This is a genomic window from Chitinophaga sp. 10T418 (assembly GCF_056394125.1).
Genome location: NZ_JBFTHG010000010.1, coordinates 314,326 through 337,217, shown reverse-complemented (window position 1 = coordinate 337,217; position 22,892 = coordinate 314,326). Strand labels below are relative to the sequence as shown.

Sequence of the window (22,892 nt, the reverse complement as noted above, 5' to 3'; positions counted from 1 at the left end):
TATATCAAACTAATACAAATGAACAAAATTTCTTCACTAATGCTTTTACTGGCGGTAGGCACACAAGCCTTCGCACAGGAAATGCCTGTTGTGTTTAACAAGAGTTTCAGTGCTCCCAAGAACCAGTATAAGAAGCTGGCGATTGCAGAGAACAACTCGATTGTTGCTATCGGCGGCGGAACAGATAATGGTTGCATAACCAAATTATCTGCAACAGGAAACCTTATTTATAATGCCAAACTGAATAAGGGCGGACTGGTAGCTTACCAGGATCTGCTTTTATTACCTAAAAATGAACTCGTGGCAGTGGGTGGTGGTACCATTGCTTATGGCAATGCCCGTATTACCAAACTGTCTGCTACCGGCGAAGTAGTATTTGACAAAAGCATTGGCAATGGTCAGGGTGGTTATTTCACAAAGATCATTACCGATCGTCATGGTAATTACATTACCGTTGGCGTAGATGGCAGCAAGCCTGCCCAGGCGCGCATCACCAAAATGAGTGCTGATGGTAAAGTTGAATTTGACAAAGGTTTTGGTGCACACAATGTATTTACCAATGTGCTGATTGATGAAGATGAAAACATTGTTGCTGTAGGTGGCGACGTGGGTGATGGACAGGGAAAAGCTTACATGGTAAAAGTAGATGGTAAGGGAGAAAAACAATTTGAGCTTTCTTTCGGTAAACCAGGTGCTACTTTCGAAAAAATGTTACTGCTGGAAGATGGTGCTGTACTGGCTATGGGCGGTGGCGCTTATGGTACCGGCAACGCCAGCCGCATCGCAAAAGTGAATGCGGAAGGTCAGGTAGTATTTGACAAGGAATACAGTACTGTTGATGGTAAGTTCAATGCCATCAAAGTAAATGACCTGGGTCAGATCTTTGCCTGCGCAGAAGAAAAAGATAAAGGCCGTATTGTTAAACTGCGCCCTGATGGAACAGAGTTGTTTAACAAAGAAACTGATGCTGCTTTATATGCATTGGAAGTAGGCAAAAATGGAAAGGTGGTGGCTGCCGGCGGTAACGTTAGCAACAACACCGGTAAAATTGTAAAACTGCTTCCTGATGGAACCGCAGTGGTAAACAAAAACCTGGGTTCTGTTTTCCAGCACCTGTTACTCACCGAAGATGATGAGATCTGCGTAGTTGCCAAAGATGGCTACCGTATGATTAAACTGACTCCTGATGGTGAAATGATGTTTGATAAGCAACTGGGTAAATACGATGCTAAAACAAGTCTGGCTTCCCTGCTGATGAGCCCTTCCGGCGAAATCATTGCAGCGGGTGGTGGTGACGAAGATGGTAACCGTATCATTAAGATCAGTCATGGTGTATCTATTAACGATATCGCTGTTTCTGAGCCCCTGAATGGTTTATCTAATGCAACCATGACGATTACTTTATCCGGGTTTTTAAGGAGCAATGGTGTTCGTACACCCGTTAACGTCCATTATAAAACCATTCCGCATAAAGGTGGTGCTGATGCAGCTGACTTCGATGTTACCGAAGGAACTATTTCCTTTGTACCTTCTGAATTCGCCGCTGGTGCTATTATTTCCAAAACCATACAGATCCCTGTAAAAAGCGATAACCTGCTGGAAGGCAAAGAGTCTTTCCACGTAGAAGTGCTGGATGCATCAGAACTGTATCTTACTAAATCAAAAGGTGAAGTAACCATCCTGGATCAGCCGGCGATGGTGAAATTCATTGGAGGTAACAACGGAGCAGAACCTGCTACAGATGTGGTATTTTCTGCCGGTTTATTTAAAAGAGATAATACGCCGCTGATCAATGCTACTTCTAAACCGGTTCGTTTAACTTATAAATTCGGTAATGGTACTGCTTTACCTGGTGCAGATTTCGTGAGCAGCATTAAAGCTCCTTTCGTGATCGACAGCGGTGCAACTACTGCCAGTCTGAATGTAAAAGTAAAAGACGACAACCGTTTTGAACTGGCCGAAACCGTAGTACTGGTATTGAGTGAAATAAAAGCAGAGAACGAAGCCGTGGTAGGTTACAACGGAGACGTTACCTCTATTTCTGCTTCTCAGTACATACAGGATCAGGCAGCATACATTACCCTGGTTAAGCTGACAGATGCCAACGAATCTGCCACTGCACCGGTAAGTATGTTTAAATGTATCCTGGTAAAAGCTTCCGATCAATCTGTACAAACCAACTGTACCGGTAGCGATATCAACATCTTCTTTGGTGTGGATTCTGCGAGTACTGCGACCTACGGTAAGGACTATGTTATCATGAACGGCGACATGGTGAAGATTACCGGTGATTGTGCATTCAGCGAAACCGATATCCAGGTAGCGTTGGTAAACGACCGCGTAAAAGAAGCAGATGCACTGGTAGCAGTTAAACTGCGTGATGCCACTGCAGCAGCAAATGCAGGGGTGCTGAAAGTTTCTCCTGAGCTGAAACTGAACAAGGCCATAGCGATCATCCACGATGATGATAACGATGAAGGCACCGTGCTGACGGCTAAATAATAACGGCTTGGATCAATAACCGATATACGCGCTTCAGGCACACCTACTTCCCGCATAGTTTACTATGCGGGAATTTTTTTTGATACAACAGGTCAGAAAGTTTTCGCTTTTGGGCGATCCTTATAGGTTTTTTTCGTATAAAAAATGATGGTTTGTTTGAAAAAACGAATGGGATTCCTTACTATTTACATGATGGGAGACCTGGAGTATTCCTGAAGCCGTCCTTTGGCATGATGGAGAAGCGGCAGAGAGCAGGAGTCAATATGTGAAGCTATTTGCAGGCGAGCGTTACCATCTCACTGCGTTCCTGAAATCGTTATAAATATTAATAAACTTAAAAGCAGCATCTTTTATATTAGAATATAAAAGATGCTGCTTTTTTTTGTAAGGATAAATCCGCTTGTTAACAGTTATCGTACATAACCTTATAAAACAATGTTATTTTTTTAAAGAGTTGTGTCTTTTAATGGTTAACTTGGGAATAGCCTGGTATATCCTTACCGGGCTTTTTTTTATAACGATTTACGCATTACAAAGTCTTCCATCAGGTATCCATGGCCGATGTCAGTGTCTCTCTCTTTATAAACACTGAAGCCCTGTTTCTCATAAAAAAATTTGGCTTTATTGTATTTGTTTACATCCAGTTCGAGGGTATTGGCACCGCGGGCGCTTACCTGATCCACAACTTCCTGCAGCAGTAATTTTCCTACTCCTTTTCCCTGGTAATTATAGTCCAGATAAATTTTGTGGAGCTTATACACATCTGGCGTATCAGTCGTACCATAAGCAGCAAAACCAATTGGTTGGTCATCATCCGTCAGGATCAGAAACTGATGTTGTTGTTCAGTGATCTGTTTGTTAAGCGCTGCGGTACTGTACATCAACTCCAGCATGTAGTCGATCTGAGCTTGTGTAATTATTGCCTTGTAAGTGGGCCGCCATATTTTTTCTGCCAGGTCCTGTATCACCTGGATATCATTTACTGTTGCTTTATTGATTTGGTACATAGTATTATAAGCTGTTATTTTCCCGGAGTATATTTTCGATAGTTTCCTGCAGCTTGTCCAGTGTGGTAAATCCCCTGGCGCAGAGATATAATTGTTTGCCGGTATCCAGTATAGCAGCGGGGTATCCGGTGATGCCCCAGTTTTGTATCAGCTGGAATTCCTGGTTTGTTTCATAGCGGTAATGTTCATCGTGCAGGCGGCTGATGAATTCATCCTCCGGCAAGCTGAACTTTTTTATGAGCGCACGATAGGTGCTGTCGTTATTCAGGCTTTGCCCGTTATAGTTCAGTGCTACCTGCATATCATGTGCGAAGGTGATGGCATTTTCCGGCTGGTATTGTTTAAATACGGTGAGGGCAATGCTGGGCTTTTCGGAATCCATGATTTCTTCTGATGGCAGTAATTTTTCCAGGAAGGCCTTGCCAAATTTTACACCGGTCAAGGCTTCTACATTGGTATGTTCCCTTTGGATGTAGGTGGCCATAGAAGAAAACGGATGGCGGTTATCACCGGTAATCATGCCTCCGGAGAGGATATTGAATTCCATGTTTCCGTTGTCATTTTCCTGCAATTGTTGTACTACGGGGGTGAAGCCGTAGCACCATCCGCATAGTGGATCGTAGATATATATGAATCGCATCAGCGGTTAGCTTTTAGTGGTTAGCTGTAAGGTGTTTATGGTACAAAGGTAGCTAAAAGCGTAAAGCTGAAAGCTTTTTGCCTGATGCTTCCTGCCCCGGCTTTTTTCAATTTTCTTCCTCAAAAAAGTGTTCTTCATGCAGCTTTTTTGAGAGGGCTGCATCTTTTCGTATAGCCTTGATAGATAGTCTCACGGCAAAAATGAGGGTGATGACAGAAGCGCCCATCAGGAAAATATTATTACCGAGAAACAGGAAGAAATCGAACGTGCCATGGAAGAAGACCGCAATCAGCAGGCCCTGGAAGAGGAGGCCGCCGCTTTTCTGCGGAACAAATTTTGCCATGCCTGCATAGTAACCCATGAGTATAGCAAAGGTAGCGTGAGCGGGTACGGAGAGGAACATCCGGGCTACCCCGGTGCCTACGCCATACTGGCCTACATACGCGATATTTTCAAGGGTGGCAAAGCCCATTCCTATCATGACGGCGTATACAATCCCATCCATGGGTTCATTAAAAGCTTTTTTCGGATAGGCGAATAGCAGTAGTACCAGGAACTTGGCCAGCTCTTCTGAAATACCTACTACGCCATAGGCAAAGGCCGCAGTGCCCAGCAGTGTGCCATTATTTTCCCGTAGTCCCAATGATACGGCCAAACCTTGTACGAGCAATGGCAGCACAACGCAGCCCATGCCCAGCAGAAAGCTTTTTATCAGTAAGCCGGTGGGTTCGGGATCATATCGATCCATTAAATAAATAAACAGACATATGGCAAATCCCGGGGCCACGGCCAATCCCAGTAGCATCATGGAAGGATATTTTTTTGTTGCTTACGTTGTTGCAGATAATTATTCAGCATGTCAACAGTGTAACTACTGAGATTGTTTGTTTTTGTGATGCCTCCTTTTTGCGCAGCGAGTGTACCATACCTGATATCTCCGAATCCATGGATGCTGTGGGCATCAGGATCTATGGAGATGAGCACCTTTTTTTCTATGGCATAAGGCAGCCAGGTCCAGTCGATGTCGAGGCGTCGCGGGTGGGCATTGAGTTCTATGACTACCTGGTTGGCAGCGCAAGCATCAATAATCGCTTTATGATCCACGGGATAGCCGTTACGACTTAACAGGAGGCGGCCGGTCATATGTCCGAGGATGGTGGTATATGGATTTTCGATGGCTTTCAGCAAGCGGGCCATTGCCTTTTCCTCTGTCATTTTAAGATTGGAGTGTACAGATGCAATTACCAGGTCAAATTTGGCAAGTATTTCATCAGGGTAATCCAACGTACCATCGTTGAGGATATCGGACTCTATGCTTTTAAAAATGCGGAAAGGCGCCAGTTTTTTATTCAGTGCATCAATGGAGGCGTGTTGTTCCAGTACTCTTTCGATATGCAGTCCATTGGCATAAAAAGCGGAGCGGGAATGGTCGCTGATGACGAGGTATTCGAATCCCTGTGCTTTGGCGGCAACGGCCATTTCTTCGAGGGAAGATTCGCCATCGCTCCAGTTGCTGTGGGAGTGGATGATACCTTTGATATCGCCTGGTACGATGATATCCGGCAGTTGTTGCTCCCGAGCGAGTGTTAATTCGTTTATGCCTTCCCGTAAGAACGGCGGTATATAAGCCATTCCGGCGGCACTGAAGATTGCTTCTTCAGATACGGCATTGTGGAGGTAGGCGGCTCCGCCTGCGGTGTTGAATTTATCGATGAAAGCGGGGGCGCCGGTGGTGGTGAATAGTTTAGCGTAGAAGTTTGTTGCTTCGCAGCTATGTGTCACTATTTTAAGCTTCTCATCGTATTTCCATACCAGGTTATCCTGGTTGGTAGCGGTGAGTTCAAAGCCGGGGAGGGTGGCCAGTTGCTGGGCCACTATTTCGACCGGGGCGGCGATCAGTACTTCTATTTCATCTATGATAATGCTGTTGCGGCGGAAGGCTCCTGTAAGGGAAACGGCTGCCGGCGCCATGAGTTGTTGTAGTTGATTTTCCAGTTGCTGGCCGGTAGCTGCTACTTCTGCGTAGAGGAAGCGGTTGCGGTTAGAGAGGTAAAATTCTATATTCTGTCGTACACTTTCCTGGGTTTTGGCGCCGAATCCTTTGAGGAGCATCAGGCGGTTTTCATTGCAGGCGTAGAGGAGTTCACCCATAGATTCTACTTCCAGTTCTTTCCAGATGGTAGCTATTTTTTTGGGTCCCAGGCCTTTAATCTTCATGATTTCCAGGATACCGGCGGGGGTAATTTCCAGGTAGTGATTGAGCAGGGAGAATTGTTGGGTATCCAGCATTTCGAGTATGCTTTTGCCGGTAGATTCTCCGATGCCTTTGATACGGAATATCTCGTCTTTAGGCGTTTCTTTCAGCTGCGAGGGCAGTTTCTCTATTGTGAATGCCGCGGAGGCGAAGGATTTGGCTTTGAAACTATTTTCTCCGTGTATATCCATTAGTTTGGAGAGCAGGGAGAAATTATCTGCGATTGAATAATTATCCATGCAGTAAAAATACGGAGATCATGCGAATTTTTGTCTTGCTCAATATAACCCTGGGTAGGACAAAAAAAAGATCCTGGCAAAAATGCCAGGATCCTTATAACTACATTTTGTAATTCCGATCTTAGTTAGCCGGAGTTGCAGGAGTTGCTGGAGCAGCAGCTGGAGCCTTTTTAGGGGCAGCTTTCTTCTTAGCAACTGGTTTTTTAGCTGGAGCAGCTTTCTTAGCAACGGCTTTCTTCTTAGCTGGAGCAGCTTTCTTAGCAGCAGCTTTCTTAGGAGCAGCTTTCTTAGCAGCAGCTTTCTTCTTAGGAGCAGCTTTTTTAGCAGCAGCTTTCTTAGGAGCAGCTTTTTTAGCAGCTACTTTCTTTTTAGGAGCAGCTTTCTTAGCAGCAGCTTTTTTAGGAGCAGCTTTCTTAGCAGCTACTTTCTTTTTAGGAGCAGCTTTTTTTGCAGCAGCTTTTTTAGGAGCAGCTTTCTTAGCAGCGGCTTTTTTAGGAGCAGCTTTCTTTTTAGGCGCAGCTTTTTTAGCAGCCGCTTTTTTAATTGTTGCCATTGTTTTTTGAATTTGGGTTAGTAAAAAAATTGGGTATTAAAAAAAACTTTATGGCTAACACTGATTAGGCTTCCGCCTGAGCAGTGGTATCAAATGCTTTAACAGAAACGTAAGTTTTGTTTTCGCGACCTTTTCTGAATTCAACTACTCCATCACTAACTGCGAAAATGGTAAAATCTTTACCAAGACCTACATTTTGACCGGGATGATAAACCGTACCTCTCTGGCGAACGATGATGTTACCGGAGATAGCTGGCTGACCACCGAAGATTTTTACTCCCAGCCTTTTGCTGTGGGAGTCACGGCCGTTCTTAACGCTACCTTCACCTTTTTTATGTGCCATTGTATAATTACTTTAAACTTGTCTAATAAAAAATTTAGCCTAAACTTAATTAAGCTATCTCATTGATTTTGATTCTTGTAAAGTGGGTTCTGTGACCAACTTTCTTTCTGAAGCCTTTTCTTCTCTTCATCTTGAAAGCGATGACCTTGTCACCCTGAACATGAGCCAGAATCTCTGCTTTTACTACTGATTTTACATCAGTGCCTACGGACAGCGTCCCAGCATTATCTGTTAACAGTACATCGGAAAACTCCACCTTGTCTCCAATATTTCCTTGTAACTGCTGTACAAAAATTTCCTGGTCTTTTTGTACTTTAAATTGCTGACCTGCGATTTTTACAACTGCAAACATAATTATCCAAAATATAATTTCCGCAAAAGTAACCTTTTGTTTTTTAATAGACAAAGTTTTTCGGTCTTTTTTAAATCACAATGTATAAACACATGTGAAGGACCGACAAAAGCTTAATCTTTTCAAAGATACATACTTTCTTGAATTTTAAATTATTTTAACAAATTATACTTTCGGGTGCCGGGCCGCAATATCCACCTCTTTATGCTATTTCCGGATCATTTAAAAACAGCTATCTTGCCGTACAAACCAACGCAAATTTGTATACTTTTGTCGTTTACGCAAATAAATACAGATAGGATAGGGGCATTTTTTTATTTAATAATTTAGTCATTTATTTTCCCGGCAGGCTCTTTTTCCCAGGGTAAAGACCGGAATTCAGGCTAATTAAATAAGAAATTATTCCAATCTTTAGTCTCTCAATCATAAAATAACAGGCATGAAGTTTAAATCACTGCTGGCCAAACCATTTGCTTCAATCGTACATAATAAGATAAAGAAGGAAATGTTAAGGGCGGTAGAAGATCAGGATGCTATCCTGCAGGAGCTGATAAAGACAGGCAAAAAGACAGAGTTTGGGACAGAGCATAAGTTTAACGCCATTCAAACCCATGAGGAGTTTAAGCAGGCTGTGCCACTAAGAGATTATGAGCAGTTTAAGCCTTATATAGAAAGAATTAAGGAGGGAAAGCAGAATGTACTGTGGAAAGGGCAGCCGATTTACCTGGCCAAAACCTCCGGCACTACCAGTGGCGTGAAATATATTCCCATCTCCAAAGAATCGGTTAACAATCACATGGATACCGCCCGTAATGCCTTGTTGAACTATATGGGGGAAACCGGCAATACAGCGTTTGCAGATGGAAAAATGATTTTCCTGTCTGGTTCTCCGGAGCTGGAAAGGGTAGGTGGTATTCCTACAGGTCGTTTGAGCGGCATTGTGAACCACCATATTCCCCGGTACCTGCGTACCAACCAGCTGCCATCTTACGAAACCAATTGTATTGATGACTGGGAAACCAAGCTGGACAAGATTGTGGAGGAGACCATCAACCAGGATATGACGCTGATCAGTGGTATACCACCATGGGTACAGATGTATTTTGACCGTTTGATGGAGCGTAGTAATGGTAAGCGCATCAAAGAGATATTTAAAAATTTTGATGTGATGGTATATGGGGGCGTGAACTTTGAGCCTTACCGGGCCAAGCTGATGGCTTCCATTGGCGCACCTATCCATACATTGGAAACCTTTCCGGCATCAGAAGGCTTCTTTGCCTTCCAGGATTCGCAGGAGCAGGATGGATTGCTGTTGAACACCAATTCCGGGATCTACTTTGAGTTTATTCCCGCCCACGAGATTTTCAATGAAAATCCGACCAGGTTATCGCTCAAAGATGTGCAAACCGGTGTAAATTACGCTATGGTGATCAACAACAACGCCGGATTATGGGGCTATAACCTCGGTGATACGGTGAAGTTCATTTCTGTAAATCCGTACCGTTTGCTGGTTACCGGCCGTATTAAACATTTTATCTCTGCCTTTGGCGAACACGTGATCGGAGAGGAAGTAGAACATAGCCTGATGAAGGCCGCAGCAGAAGAAAATGTGCATATTACAGAGTTTACGGTAGCCCCGATGGTGCAAACCAATGGTGAATTACCTTACCATGAGTGGTTTGTAGAGTTTGAAAATACGCCGGACAATCTGACTGCATTTGCGCAGAAAGTAAATGAAAACATGCGTCAGAAAAATATTTATTACGATGATCTGCTGACAGGTAATATATTGCAACCCCTGAAGATAAGGACTGTTCGCAAACAGGGCTTTATCGATTATATGAAAGCTATTGGAAAACTGGGAGGACAAAATAAGGTACCTCGATTGAGTAATGACAGAAAGCTGGCAGATGAACTGGCAGCATATTTACAAAAATAACCGGCGATTCAAAGCAGCAACAGCTGTCTGGTAATTACCGGCAGCTGATTCTTCATTTTTTGTTAACTGTAAAAAAGTAAATCACCGTAATGAATAAACGAAAGATTGCCATCTTTGGGTCAACCGGATCCATTGGCATACAGGCACTGGAGGTGATCGCTGCGCATCCCGACAGATTTAGTGTAGAAGTACTGACCGCACAGCAGAATGCAGATCTGCTGATAGAGCAGGCGCTGAAATTCAAACCTAATGCGGTAGTAATAGGTAGCGAGGCAAAGTACAAGCAGGTAAAAGACATATTATTTGATAAAGGCATTAAAGTATTTGCCGGTCCCAAAGCCATGGTGGAAGTAGCTGCCTGGAGCTCTATTGACATGATGCTGGCGGCTATTATGGGATTTGCAGGTCTGGCGCCTACTTTATCTGCTATTGAGCAGGGTACCCCGGTGGCATTGGCCAACAAGGAAACCCTGGTAGTAGCAGGAGATATTGTGATGGCTACCGCCCGCAGAAAAAATGTCCCCATTATACCGGTCGATTCTGAGCATTCGGCCATTTTCCAATGCTTGCTGGGAGAGCCTTTCAGCAAAGTGGAGAAAGTAATTCTCACTGCTTCCGGCGGACCTTTCCTGGGTAAAAAGCCCAATTTCCTGATTAATGTAAAGAAAGATCATGCCCTGCAACATCCTAACTGGAGCATGGGCGCCAAAATAACGATCGATTCCGCCACCCTGATGAACAAAGGGCTGGAAATGATTGAAGCACGCTGGCTGTTTGGACTGGCACCGGAGAATATTGAAGTGGTGATACATGCACAATCTATCATTCATTCTATGGTACAGTTTATAGATGGTTCCCTGAAAGCGCAAATGGGCTTACCAGATATGAAATTACCTATTCAGTATGCGCTGGGTTATCCTGATCGTTTGGCGAATGATTTCCCACGGTTCTCTTTCAGGAACTATCCTACGCTCACTTTTGAGCAGCCGGATACCAAAACATTCCGCAACCTGGCTATTGCCATTGAAGCGATGCACAAAGGCGGAAATGCTGCCTGTGTAATGAATGCAGCCAATGAAGAAGTAGTGAATGCCTTCCTGAAAAACAGGATCGGCTTCCTGCAGATGACAGAGGTAATTGAGGAAACACTGGGTAAGATACCGTTTATTGAAACCCCCACCCTGCACGATTATTATGAATGCGATAATGCTGCACGCGAACATGCTGCTTCCCTTATCAATTCTATCGTTATATAAAATTGCCAATAAAAATTAACAAAGAGTTTTGCCGGAATATGTATTAAAACTGATATATTAGGCAGATTAAAGCAGAAATAATTAAATGACTACAGAGGTAATATTGGTGAAAGCAGGGCAGTTATTACTGTCACTTTCTATTTTGGTAGTGTTGCATGAGTTAGGCCATTTTATCCCGGCCAAGCTGTTCAAAACCCGGGTAGAAAAATTTTATTTGTTCTTTGATCCATGGTTTTCTCTCTTTAAGATCAAGAAGGGAGAAACAGAATATGGTATTGGTTGGTTACCATTAGGAGGATATGTAAAGATATCCGGGATGATAGATGAGAGTATGGACAAAGAGCAGCTGGCGAAACCTCCGCAACCGTGGGAGTTCCGGGCCAAACCAGCCTGGCAGCGTTTGATCATTATGATAGGTGGTGTTACCGTAAACATCCTCCTTGCATTTTTCATATATGCGATGCTGTTATGGCATTATGGAGAAACCTATTTGCCGGTGAGCGAAGTGAAATACGGTATAGTAGCAGATTCTCTCGCACATAGTATTGGTATAAAAGACGGTGATAATATCATTGCCATTGATCATCGCCCTGTAAAGTCTTTTGAATCTATCCCCGGAGATGTGATTCTGCATGAAGCTAAAAGCATACAGGTAACGCGGGATGGCAAGGAAGTAAGTATTCCTGTGCCAGATGGTTTTATCAGAGCATTGCTGAAACAGAAGGCGCCTTTTGCGATGCCGCGCTTACCGTTTGTAGCGGATAGCGTGCAGCCCGGAAGCCCTGCTGCCAAAGTAAAAGTGCAGAAAGGAGATCAGCTGATAGCCATCAATGGCCTGCCGGTTCCCTTTTTTAACGATTTTGCCAAAGAGATCCGGAAACACAAAAAAGAAGATGTTTTTATCACCGTGCTTCGTGGTAAGGATACCCTGAACATGTCTACCACCTTAACGGAGAAAGGCGAGTTCGGTGTGTATCCAAAAGTACCTTTCAATTACAACACCAGGCATTTTACCTTCCTGGAATCATTCCCGGCAGGTTATCAGAAAGGTGTTGATAAATTGGTAGACTACATCAGACAGTTCCGTTTGATCTTTGTTTCCAAAGAAGTAAAGGTGGCAGAGTCACTGGGTGGGTTCGGCAGTATTGCCAATCTGTTCCCGGAAGCCTGGGACTGGGTGTCCTTCTGGCAACTGACGGCTTTCTTATCTATTATCCTTGCATTCATGAATATCCTGCCTATCCCGGCACTGGATGGTGGCCACGTACTCTTCCTGTTATACGAGATCGTTACCGGCCGTAAACCGAGCGAAAAGTTCCTGGAGTATGCACAGATAGTTGGTATGGTACTCCTGTTTAGTTTGCTGCTGTTTGCAAATGGATTGGATATCTGGAGAAGTATCAGCAAATGGTTTTCTTAGTATAAACACATAAGTTATTGTAATAAAGAAAGTTGCAGGAGAATATTTTTTCTTCTGCAACTTTTTTTATTTGACGCTTGACAGAAAAAACGTATCTTTGTCGCCTATTTGCCGGGGATGCCTGGTTTTGACAGCATAGATCTTTGAAAGTGTAAGCATGCCGTGCGTTGGATAATTAGCACGATAATCTGAATATTCAAACTCTAATTGGCGAATCTAATTACGCCATGGCTGCCTAATCATAGATTAGACACCCATTATAGCCGCTTGAAGTTGTCGCCTTATGTGACTTCCGCCGCCGAATCATAAACCCATAGGGATAGGTATTCATGGTTTCTGTGAGTGAATACTGAAGCTACAACGGATAAGGACACGGTTGGTTCGTTACGCCCCTGCCAGGTCCCGACAAAACAATGCGTAAATAAGCATGTAGAAAGCTTTCGGCGAATATGTTTGGACGCGGGTTCGATTCCCGCCATCTCCACTTTTGGACGCGGGTTCATTTATCCGTTTTTCAAGATTTTAGAAGTCACTGATTTTCAGTGACTTTTTTTATTTGTATGAGCTTAAAAAGGGGACTTTAGTGGGTCATTCGGAATCACATGGCAAACCCTGGGGATCATGTAAATTTTAAACCTACAGTTTAGTCAATCTATAAAGGCAGAATGCTATAGATCTAAGCCTGCCAACTGCCCCAAAGCCTGCATCACGGGGATTTTATCTTCTTTTAAGATATAGTGTATTAAGAACCCCCATCATTATAGTCAACATTGCCTCTTCATTATGTAGACTCTGCCGAGCCTATGCCTGGGACAGGCTAAGTACGTATAGTATCATTGGAGTAGAGGTGGACTTGATGTGGACTTGATGCGGGGATGACATCCGGATGTATAAGGCCAGAGCTGGCCATAGCAGCGCTGCTATGGCTAGCTCTGGCAGAGGAAAGAGATACTGTTGAAAGGAAGCGGGTGTAAAGGGGTTTATTTATCAAAATACCGCCTACCTGACAATTATCCCGGTTATTCCCCCTATTATATCATTCAAACTTACCGGTTTTTCGTTTTTCCAATAGGTGGCTATGCCATCAAGATAGCCGGCCACATAAACGTCATTGCCTGATACAGTGATGGCGCTTACCCCGGCACCTGCAGCTTCGTTCCCACTGGTCAACCGGCCAATTGTTCCATTTTTCCAATAAACAACGATATTGGCGCCGGCCTGGGTTCTGTCAATCCCAGCCACATATACATCGTTGCCGGATACGGCAATCGCATCTGCTCTGCAACCATTTGGAAGGGCCACACGCTCGCCATTTTTCCAATACACGGCAACTTCCCCGCCAGCTGAATTGATTTCAAATCCCGCCACATACACATCATTGCCGGATACGGCAATAGCATGGGCTTCTGCGCTCTTTTTGCCATCGGTCAGCGCTTGCGCTTTCCCGTTTTTCCAGCATGTGGCCACATATTCTCCCTGATCACTTACCTGGTAACCGGCTATATAAACATCTGCTCCGCTAAGGGAAATAGCATACAATTTCGTGTCCTCACCCAATGAGGTGCCAGCTCCATTTTTCCAATACATAGCCAGCTTTCCATTATTTCCAATCACATGTACATCTGAGCCGGATACGCTGATACCCACTGCTTTTGCATACGTTTTCCCATCAGAGAGTGTGATTGCTTTCTTATTTTTCCAATAGGTGGCAACAGGTTCTCCTGCATCATTATCCTGATAGCCAGCTACATACTCATCATTTCCGGATATTGCAATTGCTGACGCCCCGGCATGTTTTTTTCCATCTGTTAATTCGATCATTTCTCCATTTTTCCAATAGGTCAGGCCTCTTTTACCCGAATAATCATCATATACCAGTAGTATCGAAGAAGATGACTGGGCACGAAGAATGGAGCTGGTGACTAGTAACAATAACAAGGGGCCTACTAATTGCTTAATCTTTCTGATCATTTTTTACTTTTTATGCGGTTTACATTTTTTGGATACCTGGAGAATAGAGTCATCCCGAGTCGTCAAAAATAGGTGGCTGGTGTGGGATACCATGTTTTCATACGCCTACAGATTTACTACAGTGGCCTCAATAGATGGCTACAAAACGTCTACACGATTTATTATCTGTTAATAAATAAATATTAATAGATTAAACTATTTTATTGTGTGTGGTTGTTACGCCATCCCACTTTTTAAGCCTCTGGTATTCCAACATCTAAACTGCAACAATATTACCGCCATAGGCGTTAGTTTTAGTTTATCATTTAACCCAATAATTTTAGTTTATCATTTAACCCAATTATTTAACCCAAAATCTGTACTAGCATGAAACACCCTAATGGATTCTACATTAGCGCGGTACTCTGTATTGCATCTTTAATGATCTTCTCCTCCTGCTCAAAGAATGACAAAGACTTGAAAGACCCGTCACCAGCTCCCAATGCAGTAGAAGACATGACCAATTACCTGGTAAAACAGGGCTTTGACCGGCAGCATATTGTCTTTGATAAAGACCGTGTTGTTATTGAAAATGATATTATTATCACCATTCCTGAACTTAAACAACGGGTTGCCGACTGGAAAAAAGAACAACAGTCTGGTGTTCCTCAAACAGAACAACGGAGAGGTACTTACATTGTAAGTAATGCTTACAACACCAACATTAAGTTCTACATTGACCCCGCAGTACCTGCCAACTGGCAAACAGCTATTCAGGGTGCGGTGAACAACTGGAATGCCGTGAATGGCACCCGTCTGGGGATGTCTATTGTAGCTAATCAGGCCAATGCAAACACCCGGATTTTCATGGGATTTGAAAGTGCAAACTGGATAGCCAGGGCCTATTTGCCGGGATCAAATAGTGCACCTGGTGTAAGTGTTGAAATTAATTCCAATTTCAATAGTCTTGCCGCCAGTCAGAAGCTGTTTGCTATAACCCATGAATTTGGTCATACAATAGGTTTCCACCACACCAACCAAACCTCCGGTACATTAATACCCGGAACACCCAGCTCAGATCCAAACTCTGTGATGAATTCAACTGTGCTTCCATGGAATGGATTTACAGCCGGAGATGTTCTTGCAACACAGATATTATATCCACAATAACCAGAAGTGTAAACAAATCTTTAGGGCGGACTGAAAATATTTTCAGTCCGCCCTTTTTTTGATAGTAAAGACTGCAAGAGTGATTCAACAGCGATCTGTTTTTACATTTAAGTTTAACTTCAAAAAAAGAAGGGATATAAATCATTGATCTATATCCCTTCTTTTTAGCTGTATTTTAAAGGGGTAAGCACCCGGTATTACGTTATTTTGCCAATAATGCCTGCCCTTCAAAAACAATCCCTGGCCAGCCATGAATCATGAATTGCCTGATATTCTGGTGGTCTGTTCCATCCGGCGTATTTAATACAGATTGATAGTGTTCGGCAAATAAGTAAAGGGTATCTTCCTTGCTCAGGTTATTCAGTTGAGCGAAAGCAAAAACTTTGGCACTGCCCTGATTTTGGGTGGCTTCATTATGCGCCTCTCCATTTTTAAAGGCAGTTGGTTGATGCTGATAGTAAGCTTCTATAAATTCAATGACCTCTTTGAACGGGAGTGAATTGTCTTTTAATTTCTGAATCAGGGTAATCAGCTGTTCTTTCATCCGGCGTATTATGTATTTAAAATGAATGTGAGACTGTGTGAAGCTGCTGATGACAACCCCGGCACACCCCATTTAACAGATCAAAAATAGAAATTTAAAGGCGTAGCTTTTCATTTTGAGATATAGTTATTTAAACAGGCCGGCTTTTACAGCCAGGCTATCTCATCATACAGGTGTAAGGTGCGCGCGCTGACACCTGCCAGTTTAGCCAGATTTTTTTCATTATTTCTGCCAGAACAATATTTAACAAAGTGCTGCGCTTACCTGTTTAAATATCGAATAATATTGTAGATAGAAAAAAGCTTACAACATGTCTGATCAAAATAAAAACGACAGCTGGTCTGCAAAACAATATTCTAAGTTTGAAAATGAACGCAACCGACCTATCATAGATTTACTGGCGCATATACCTGCCACGGAAGTAAAGACGGCAGTAGATATAGGATGTGGTCCGGGTAATTCGACTGAATTACTTCAACTTCATTTTCCTGCTGCCATTGTTTCGGGTATGGATAGTTCTGAAGATATGATAGCGGCAGCCCGCAAAAGAATGCCTGATTTGCTGTTTGACGTAGCAGATATTTCAACATGGCAAGGTAGTGGGCATTACGATGTGATCCTGGCTAATGCTGCTTTGCAGTGGGTGCCTGATCATAAAACGCTTTTCCCGTCGTTGATCCATCAACTTAATCAGGGTGGAAGTTTAGCGGTGCAGATGCCTGATAATTTTGAAGAACCAGCCCAACAATTAATGCGATCAGTGGCTGCAGAAGGTCCGTGGGCTACAAAGCTGGTGAACGCATCAAAGCGGGTAGCTCGTGAAGGGGCCGGCTGGTATTACGAAAACCTGCGTAGCCAGGTGAAATCTTTAGATATATGGCGCACTACTTATTATCATCCGCTTGCCGGCGGCGCGGCGGCCATCGTAGAGTGGTTTAAAGGCACCGGACTTCGTCCGTTTCTGGATCCCCTGAAGGAGGAGGAGAAAGCGGCCTTTCTGGCCAGGTATACCGATGAAATAAGCAAGGCATACCCGGTATATGATAATGGTACCGTGTTATTGCCTTTTCCAAGATTGTTTATTATTGCCACCCGCTAATCGTCATGCGGACGCCTCACTCCCGAAAATTCTTTTTAAACATCTGAATGAAAACAGTTTATCTTTATAGTACCAACCATTGTGTCTATTTTTTATGTCTCAGTATGATGTATATACAGATGAGCAACTGATATCGCTGCTTGCACGCAGCGATGAAGCCGCCTTTACTGAAATTTATGATCGTTACTGGAACCGGCTCTATCAATCGGCCTGCCGTAAACAGGCAGACAAAGAGCAGGCAAAAGAAATTGTGCATGATGTGTTCCTGGATATCTGGAAACGCCGGGAAGGTTTAACCATCAGCCATTTGCCGGCATACCTGGAACAGGCTGTTCGTTTCCGGCTTATTAATTATATCAATCGTAATAAGATCCCCGCTTTTTTCGACTTATTTGAAACGCTTCTTTTTTCTCCTTACGAGGCCGACCAGCTATTGAAACAAAAGGATTTTATAAAGCTGCTGGAAGGGTGGGTGGACACATTGCCGGAAACACAACGCCGGATCTTTATACAATATTTCCTGAAAGAATTGTCCGTAAAGGAAATTGCGCTGGAAATGAATCTCTCTCCCAAAACAATACAGAATAATTTAAGTCTTTCTCTCCGTCATCTGCGTACCAGGTTTGGAACATTAGCCGTCATCCTGCACCTTTTTATCCACTAAAATGAAGCCGCAGAAAAAAAATATCTTTTTTCCGGGAAGCTGCGCTTTTTTTTGTGACTATATAAAAAAGGCTTTTTATGCAGCTTTCTGACTGGCACCAGAAACATTTGCGATCTATACTCAGGAAATATGAGGCGGGACAGGCGTCTCCGGCTGAAGTATGCTTTATTGAAAGCTATATGGACAGCCTGGATGACCTGAACAACGAGGCCGACAACGCCGGGGAAAGCAGGGAGCTGCAAGAGGAAATAAAAGCGAAGTTGCTGGAGAGCATCCGGCAGCCCGATGTAAAAACGAAGGTAGTGCCCTTCCGGCGTCCTTTACGGGCGTGGGTAGCCGCTGCTGCTGTTATACTGCTGCTGGGCAGTAGTGGCATGTATTGGTGGCTGCAACGTGCCACAAAGGGCGGCTCCGCTGCATTGGCAGCTAAAGACATTGCGCCCGGAAGTAACGGCGCTGTGTTACATCTTTCAGACGGGAGCAGTGTGGTGCTGGATAGTGCGGGCAACGGCACAGTGGCCGTACAGGGACAAGTGAAAGTGGTGAAGGAGAATGGGATGATAAAATACCAGGGTTGTACTAACGAGGTATTGTATAATGAAATTACTACCGACAAAGGCAAACAATGGAGAATGGTGTTGCCGGATGGAAGCGGGGTATGGCTGAACGCAGCCAGCTCTATCCGATACCCGTTGAGTTTTAACGGCAAAGAACGGATTGTGGATATTACCGGCGAAGTATATTTTGAGGTAGTACATAACGAAGCGCAGCCCTTCAAAGTGCGTGTAGGCAAACATGTGATTGAAGATATCGGTACGGCTTTTAACGTCAATGCCTATGCCGATGAACCAGTAATGAAAACAACCCTGATAGAGGGATTGATACGGGTTAACGGAACGCTTATGAAGCCGGGAGAACAGGCGCAGGCCAGCGCAGGAGAGGAGTCAGTGACGGTAAGTAAAGTAGAAAATGCAGCCGATGCGATGGCATGGGTAAACGGGCAGCTTTCCCTGGAAAGCAACAACCTGCAGGCGCTGCTGAGAAAAATTGCACGATGGTATAATGTAGAAATAAAAGTCGAGGGAACATTGCCGGAAACCGGCTTTATCGGTACGATAGACCGGAATGTATATTTATCTGATGTATTAAAAGCATTAACTGTTTATGGCGTTAACGCACGCCTGGAAGGAAAGACATTGATCATTTCAGCTAAGTAAAAATTTATTCATCAACCAAAAACTCATTCATATGACAACAGGATAGTTGTTAGGCCACCGGTATGCCTGAAAAGAAAAACCGGAAGTGATTACGACTCACCCCCGGTGTAATATTCAGGCTACCTTATCAACCAAATCTGCTTAAAGGACCTCGTTTTAAAGTAACAGCCGAACAAACCAAATTTATGAAACTTATTGTTAATGGGAATGCCCCTGTGGGCAGGGGCGAATTATTGTCTCTTTTAATCTGGAGGATCATGCGACTGACCATATTATTACTCATCATCGCACTGCATCTGAGCGCTAAAACTTACTCTCAGTACATTACTATCAAACAGGAAAACCTGACTATAAAATATGTTCTTGGTGAAATAAAAAACCAGACAGGTTACTCCTTTATCGCCGATAATACTTTACTGGAGAATAATACAGTACGGCATCTGAGGCTGAAGAACATTACCATGAGAGAGGCGCTGGATGCGTGTTTTAAGGGAACGCCTTATACGTACAGCATAGAAGATCATCTTATTATTATCAGGCGCATGCCGAATGGTATTTTTCCGTCTCTTCCGCTGCAGGTGCTGGCCGCTAATACCATTCGTGGCCGCATAACAGACGAAAACGGGAAAGCACTGCCTGGCGTCAGCGTACGCGTGGAAGGAAGAGCCATGGGTACTATCACTAATGAGAACGGGGAGTTTACGTTGGTAGGTGTAGCGGAGAACGCAACATTGACCATCGGCAGTGTCGGTTATGAAACAATGAGAATAAAAGCTGATGGGCGAAATTTTCTCAGCATCGTATTAAAAACAAAAACCAACCTGCTCGATGCGGTAGCGGTATTGTCTACCGGCTACCAAACCATATCAAAGGAGCGCGCTACAGGTTCGTTTGATGTGATCAGTAAATCGCAGCTCGACAAACCGGCGGTTAACATTGCCCAGCGCCTTATTGGCACTACTGCCGGTATGCAGGCCAAGCTGGATGTTGACGGTAATCCTACTTTTGAGATCAGGGGGAAAACCAGTTTATATGCAACTGCTACTCCCCTTGTTGTGGTAGATGGTTTCCCGGTACAGGGCGATTTCAATACGCTCAACCCCGATGATATAGAAAGTATCACTATCCTGAAAGATGCGGCCGCCGCATCTATTTGGGGGGCGCGATCAGCCAACGGGGTCATTGTTGTTACCACCAAAAAATCTGCACGTGGCGTTCCGCTCCGGGTAGAGGTCTCCGCGTTTACCCGTATGGGTAGTAAATTTAACCTGGACTATGTAAATCCGCTTGCATCGTCTGCCGAAACAGTGGATTATGAGAAACTGACTTTTAACAGGTGGGGAGCCCAGGTAAATTCCGGCGATCTGACTTCCAACTATGGGAAGCAATGGTCGCAGGCAACGGTAGCCCTGAGTGAAAATTATCTTGGATACCTGTCAAATGCCGACCGCGATGCGGTATTGGAGAAATTAAAAACACAGGATAACCGTTCCCAGATTTCAAAAAACCTGTTGGCTAACCCTTTGGATCAGCAGTACAACCTCACCCTTTACGGTGGCTCGCAACGGATGAGCAATGTATTGTCGCTGCTGTTCGGGAAAAAGCAGTCGAATTTTAAAGGAACTGGTGGAAATAATTACCTGTTTAATTACCGCACCAGTGCCAATGTATTTAAATGGCTTGACTTTAATGCCTCGGCTATGGTCCAGTACAATGATGCGCGGAACAATGGCGTATCACTGAGCGACATACAGGGCTTGTCGCCGTACGATATGCTGCTGAATACAGATGGCTCTTATACCAATATCAGCCAGTATTATTGGCCTATATTAACCCGGTCTGTGCCAATGAATAAATTTCCCTATGCTGACTGGACCTACAATCCCATCAAGGAGGTAGCTAACCGGGATATTACTACCAAACAGTTAAATGCCCGCATACAGGCAGGGCTTACGTTCAGATTGATGAAGGGGCTTTCGTTCGACAGCAAGATCCAGTATGAGCTGTTTAATACCTTTAACCGCGGACTCTATAATGATCAGACCTTTTACGTAAGAAGCCGGGTGAATACTGCTGCCAGCTGGAATCAGTCCACCGGTGCTATCACCCTGAATCTTCCTAAAGGCAGCATCCTTACGCAGAGCAGGAGTAAGGCGGAGTCATATAATTTCCGCAACCAGGTTAACTTCAACCGCAGGTTCGGAAAACAGCATGAAGTAAATGTGATTGCCGGGTCTGAAATCAACAACTTCGTTACGCAAACTTTCGGCAACCCTGTTACCTATGGTTATAATGATCAGACACTGACCCTGGGCACATTCCCCAATGGCCCCGGAGGCACTTTTTCTCCGATTAAGAACTGGCTTGGCAATAACCAGACATTCTCTTATACCAATACGTTCTCTTATGCAACAGAAAGATATTTTTCTTTCTTTGCCAACGGCGCCTATACTTTCAGGAATAAATACACCGTGTCCGGCAGCTATCGTACAGATGCTTCCAACCTCATCACGGATGACCCGCAGTATCGCTATGCACCTTTCTGGTCGGCTGGCCTGGCGTGGCAATTACAAAAGGAACGTTTTATATCGCGTATTTCCTGGATCGATTGGTTGAATGTGCGATTGACTTATGGATTTAACGGCAACGTGGATAAGTCCACCGCCTTCCGTCCGTTGATTTCCACCACGGCGACTCCGGATATTTATACACAGGACTTTAAAGCATCTGTTTCCAGCTATGGCAATCCTACGCTGCGCTGGGAAAAAACAGGAACCTGGAACCTGGGGGTAGACTATGCGCTTTTCCGCGACAAGCTTCGGGGTAAAGTAGATGTTTACAATAAAAAGGGAAGAGATCTTATTGCCGTATTGTCCATCCCCGCTGTAAACGGTACCACTTCCCAGAAATTAAACAATGCAGAGATGAGTAACCGGGGAATAGAAATAACCGCCGGTACCACCATACGTATCAAACGCAATGATATTGTATGGAGGGGAGATGTAAACTTTGCCTATAACAGAAATAAGATCACAAAATTATTTGTTGYCAACTATGCAGCATCTACGCTGTATTCCGGCGGAAGCGGCGCCTATGTGGAGGGTAAGGATGCCAATACGCTCTGGAGTTTTCAATATGCAGGCGTGTACGACAAACAACCTTATGTAAAAGGTGCAGGGAAGGACAACTATAATTTTACAGGATGGACGCCGGGAGATGGCCGGGATTATATGCAGGATATGGGAACGCTTGTAGCGCCTTATACGCTGGGCATGGTGAACTCATTTAAGCTATACGACTTTGATGTATCATTTATCATTACCGGTAAATTCGGTCATGTGTTTAACCGTATGTCGTTTAACTACCCGGTGCTGTGGGGTTCCAGGGTATTGCCGAATAATAAACTGGGAGAAGTGATGAAGGGCGATCCGATGAAGATAGTACCACTGCCCATGAATGATGATGAGCCTAAATTTTATTTCTGGGACCGGTTTTATCCTTACATGAGTTACCTCGCAGAAAACGCCTCGCATATCCGTATGCAGGAAGTGAATATTACTTACCACCTGAAAAACAGGGTAGCATCAGCTATGCACATTGGAGGGCTGCAGTTATATGCCCAGGGTAATGATCTTTTTACGATTCTGGCCAACCATTCCGGGGAAGATCCGGAGTACCCGCTGGGAACAATGAAACCCCAGCCCAAGTTTACGTTCGGACTTAAATTAACGCTCTAAATCTGC

Annotated in this window: 19 protein-coding genes and 1 other RNA gene; 11 read left to right on the top strand and 9 right to left on the bottom strand. The window is 44.1% G+C overall.

What is annotated here, in order from left to right:
• The first annotated feature begins 18 nt into the window (after positions 1 to 18).
• Positions 19 to 2,502 (top strand): Calx-beta domain-containing protein, encoded by a 2,484-nt coding sequence (locus AC1DCV_RS26750; protein ID WP_477026048.1) that lies wholly within the window; start codon positions 19 to 21, stop codon positions 2,500 to 2,502.
• A 208-nt stretch (positions 2,503 to 2,710) separates the two neighbouring features.
• Positions 2,711 to 2,824: a di-heme oxidoredictase family protein gene (locus AC1DCV_RS26745; protein WP_477026053.1), complete on the top strand. Its 114-nt coding sequence runs from the start codon at positions 2,711 to 2,713 to the stop codon at positions 2,822 to 2,824.
• 190 nt (positions 2,825 to 3,014) lie between these two features.
• Here AC1DCV_RS26745 and AC1DCV_RS26740 read toward each other — a convergent pair whose 3' ends face one another.
• The 7 genes from AC1DCV_RS26740 to rplU all read right to left on the bottom strand — a co-directional run bounded on the left by AC1DCV_RS26740 (position 3,015) and on the right by rplU (position 7,944).
• Positions 3,015 to 3,509: an N-acetyltransferase family protein gene (locus tag AC1DCV_RS26740; protein WP_477026047.1), complete on the bottom strand. Its 495-nt coding sequence runs from the start codon at positions 3,507 to 3,509 to the stop codon at positions 3,015 to 3,017.
• Between the two features lie 4 nt (positions 3,510 to 3,513).
• Positions 3,514 to 4,149 (bottom strand): DsbA family protein, encoded by a 636-nt coding sequence (locus tag AC1DCV_RS26735; RefSeq protein ID WP_477026046.1) that lies wholly within the window; start codon positions 4,147 to 4,149, stop codon positions 3,514 to 3,516.
• 106 nt (positions 4,150 to 4,255) lie between these two features.
• A complete protein-coding gene (locus AC1DCV_RS26730) occupies positions 4,256 to 4,957 on the bottom strand; it encodes a PrsW family intramembrane metalloprotease (protein WP_477026045.1) in 702 nt (233 codons plus the stop codon).
• The gene (locus tag AC1DCV_RS26725) at positions 4,954 to 6,642 is read right to left on the bottom strand and encodes a helix-hairpin-helix domain-containing protein (protein WP_477026044.1); all 1,689 of its coding nucleotides are present in this window, start codon (positions 6,640 to 6,642) and stop codon (positions 4,954 to 4,956) included. The genes AC1DCV_RS26730 and AC1DCV_RS26725 overlap by 4 nt, the downstream gene beginning before the upstream one ends.
• 121 nt (positions 6,643 to 6,763) lie before the next feature.
• Positions 6,764 to 7,195 carry a hypothetical protein gene (locus AC1DCV_RS26720; RefSeq protein ID WP_477026043.1) on the bottom strand — a complete coding sequence of 144 codons (432 nt, stop codon included), beginning with the start codon at positions 7,193 to 7,195 and terminating at the stop codon, positions 6,764 to 6,766.
• A gap of 64 nt (positions 7,196 to 7,259) precedes the next feature.
• A complete protein-coding gene (gene rpmA / locus AC1DCV_RS26715; protein WP_133809043.1) occupies positions 7,260 to 7,538 on the bottom strand; it encodes a 50S ribosomal protein L27 in 279 nt (92 codons plus the stop codon).
• Positions 7,539 to 7,587: 49 nt separating this feature from the next.
• Entirely contained in the window at positions 7,588 to 7,944 is a 357-nt protein-coding gene (gene rplU / locus AC1DCV_RS26710) for a 50S ribosomal protein L21 (RefSeq protein WP_331957880.1), read from the bottom strand.
• A gap of 385 nt (positions 7,945 to 8,329) precedes the next feature.
• On the opposite strand from rplU, the gene AC1DCV_RS26705 reads away from it, so the two are divergent.
• From AC1DCV_RS26705 to ssrA, 4 genes are all read left to right on the top strand, one after another.
• Entirely contained in the window at positions 8,330 to 9,829 is a 1,500-nt protein-coding gene (locus AC1DCV_RS26705; RefSeq protein WP_477026042.1) for a GH3 auxin-responsive promoter family protein, read from the top strand.
• A gap of 89 nt (positions 9,830 to 9,918) precedes the next feature.
• On the top strand, positions 9,919 to 11,085 hold the full coding sequence (locus tag AC1DCV_RS26700; RefSeq protein ID WP_441577617.1) for a 1-deoxy-D-xylulose-5-phosphate reductoisomerase: 1,167 nt from the start codon (positions 9,919 to 9,921) through the stop codon (positions 11,083 to 11,085).
• An 85-nt stretch (positions 11,086 to 11,170) separates the two neighbouring features.
• Positions 11,171 to 12,505, top strand: a complete 1,335-nt coding sequence (gene rseP, locus AC1DCV_RS26695) for an RIP metalloprotease RseP (protein ID WP_477026041.1) — start codon at positions 11,171 to 11,173, stop codon at positions 12,503 to 12,505.
• 113 nt (positions 12,506 to 12,618) lie between these two features.
• Positions 12,619 to 12,992, top strand: a transfer-messenger RNA (tmRNA) gene (gene ssrA / locus AC1DCV_RS26690).
• 512 nt (positions 12,993 to 13,504) lie between these two features.
• Here the strand turns inward: ssrA and AC1DCV_RS26685 are convergent.
• Positions 13,505 to 14,476, bottom strand: coding sequence for a hypothetical protein (locus tag AC1DCV_RS26685; RefSeq protein ID WP_477026040.1), 972 nt, complete (start codon positions 14,474 to 14,476; stop codon positions 13,505 to 13,507).
• 366 nt (positions 14,477 to 14,842) lie between these two features.
• On the opposite strand from AC1DCV_RS26685, the gene AC1DCV_RS26680 reads away from it, so the two are divergent.
• Positions 14,843 to 15,625, top strand: coding sequence for a M57 family metalloprotease (locus AC1DCV_RS26680; protein ID WP_477026039.1), 783 nt, complete (start codon positions 14,843 to 14,845; stop codon positions 15,623 to 15,625).
• A gap of 202 nt (positions 15,626 to 15,827) precedes the next feature.
• Here the strand turns inward: AC1DCV_RS26680 and AC1DCV_RS26675 are convergent, their stop codons facing one another.
• Positions 15,828 to 16,169, bottom strand: coding sequence for a HopJ type III effector protein (locus AC1DCV_RS26675; RefSeq protein WP_477026038.1), 342 nt, complete (start codon positions 16,167 to 16,169; stop codon positions 15,828 to 15,830).
• A gap of 310 nt (positions 16,170 to 16,479) precedes the next feature.
• On the opposite strand from AC1DCV_RS26675, the gene tam reads away from it, so the two are divergent.
• From tam to AC1DCV_RS26655, 4 genes are all read left to right on the top strand, one after another.
• Positions 16,480 to 17,268, top strand: coding sequence for a trans-aconitate 2-methyltransferase (gene tam / locus AC1DCV_RS26670; protein ID WP_477026037.1), 789 nt, complete (start codon positions 16,480 to 16,482; stop codon positions 17,266 to 17,268).
• Positions 17,269 to 17,362: 94 nt separating this feature from the next.
• Positions 17,363 to 17,932 carry an RNA polymerase sigma factor gene (locus AC1DCV_RS26665; protein WP_477026036.1) on the top strand — a complete coding sequence of 190 codons (570 nt, stop codon included), beginning with the start codon at positions 17,363 to 17,365 and terminating at the stop codon, positions 17,930 to 17,932.
• 77 nt (positions 17,933 to 18,009) lie between these two features.
• A complete protein-coding gene (locus tag AC1DCV_RS26660) occupies positions 18,010 to 19,149 on the top strand; it encodes a FecR family protein (protein WP_477026035.1) in 1,140 nt (379 codons plus the stop codon).
• 185 nt (positions 19,150 to 19,334) lie between these two features.
• Complete coding sequence (locus tag AC1DCV_RS26655) at positions 19,335 to 22,886, top strand: SusC/RagA family TonB-linked outer membrane protein (protein WP_477026034.1); 3,552 nt, start codon at positions 19,335 to 19,337, stop codon at positions 22,884 to 22,886.
• The last annotated feature ends 6 nt before the right edge of the window (positions 22,887 to 22,892 follow it).

Bases quoted from the DNA above. Each gene is read 5' to 3' on its own strand.
- AC1DCV_RS26700 (WP_441577617.1), top strand. From the start codon at position 9,919: ATGAATAAACGAAAGATTGCCATCTTTGGGTCAACCGGATCCATTGGC.
- AC1DCV_RS26680 (WP_477026039.1), top strand. From the start codon at position 14,843: ATGAAACACCCTAATGGATTCTACATTAGCGCGGTACTCTGTATTGCA.
- AC1DCV_RS26740 (WP_477026047.1), bottom strand. From the start codon at position 3,509: ATGTACCAAATCAATAAAGCAACAGTAAATGATATCCAGGTGATACAG.
- AC1DCV_RS26675 (WP_477026038.1), bottom strand. From the start codon at position 16,169: ATGAAAGAACAGCTGATTACCCTGATTCAGAAATTAAAAGACAATTCA.
- AC1DCV_RS26735 (WP_477026046.1), bottom strand. From the start codon at position 4,149: ATGCGATTCATATATATCTACGATCCACTATGCGGATGGTGCTACGGC.
- AC1DCV_RS26705 (WP_477026042.1), top strand. From the start codon at position 8,330: ATGAAGTTTAAATCACTGCTGGCCAAACCATTTGCTTCAATCGTACAT.
- AC1DCV_RS26720 (WP_477026043.1), bottom strand. From the start codon at position 7,195: ATGGCAACAATTAAAAAAGCGGCTGCTAAAAAAGCTGCGCCTAAAAAG.
- tam (WP_477026037.1), top strand. From the start codon at position 16,480: ATGTCTGATCAAAATAAAAACGACAGCTGGTCTGCAAAACAATATTCT.
- AC1DCV_RS26730 (WP_477026045.1), bottom strand. From the start codon at position 4,957: ATGATGCTACTGGGATTGGCCGTGGCCCCGGGATTTGCCATATGTCTG.
- AC1DCV_RS26660 (WP_477026035.1), top strand. From the start codon at position 18,010: ATGCAGCTTTCTGACTGGCACCAGAAACATTTGCGATCTATACTCAGG.
- AC1DCV_RS26685 (WP_477026040.1), bottom strand. From the start codon at position 14,476: ATGATCAGAAAGATTAAGCAATTAGTAGGCCCCTTGTTATTGTTACTA.
- AC1DCV_RS26725 (WP_477026044.1), bottom strand. From the start codon at position 6,642: ATGGATAATTATTCAATCGCAGATAATTTCTCCCTGCTCTCCAAACTA.
- AC1DCV_RS26750 (WP_477026048.1), top strand. From the start codon at position 19: ATGAACAAAATTTCTTCACTAATGCTTTTACTGGCGGTAGGCACACAA.
- rpmA (WP_133809043.1), bottom strand. From the start codon at position 7,538: ATGGCACATAAAAAAGGTGAAGGTAGCGTTAAGAACGGCCGTGACTCC.
- AC1DCV_RS26665 (WP_477026036.1), top strand. From the start codon at position 17,363: ATGTCTCAGTATGATGTATATACAGATGAGCAACTGATATCGCTGCTT.
- rseP (WP_477026041.1), top strand. From the start codon at position 11,171: ATGACTACAGAGGTAATATTGGTGAAAGCAGGGCAGTTATTACTGTCA.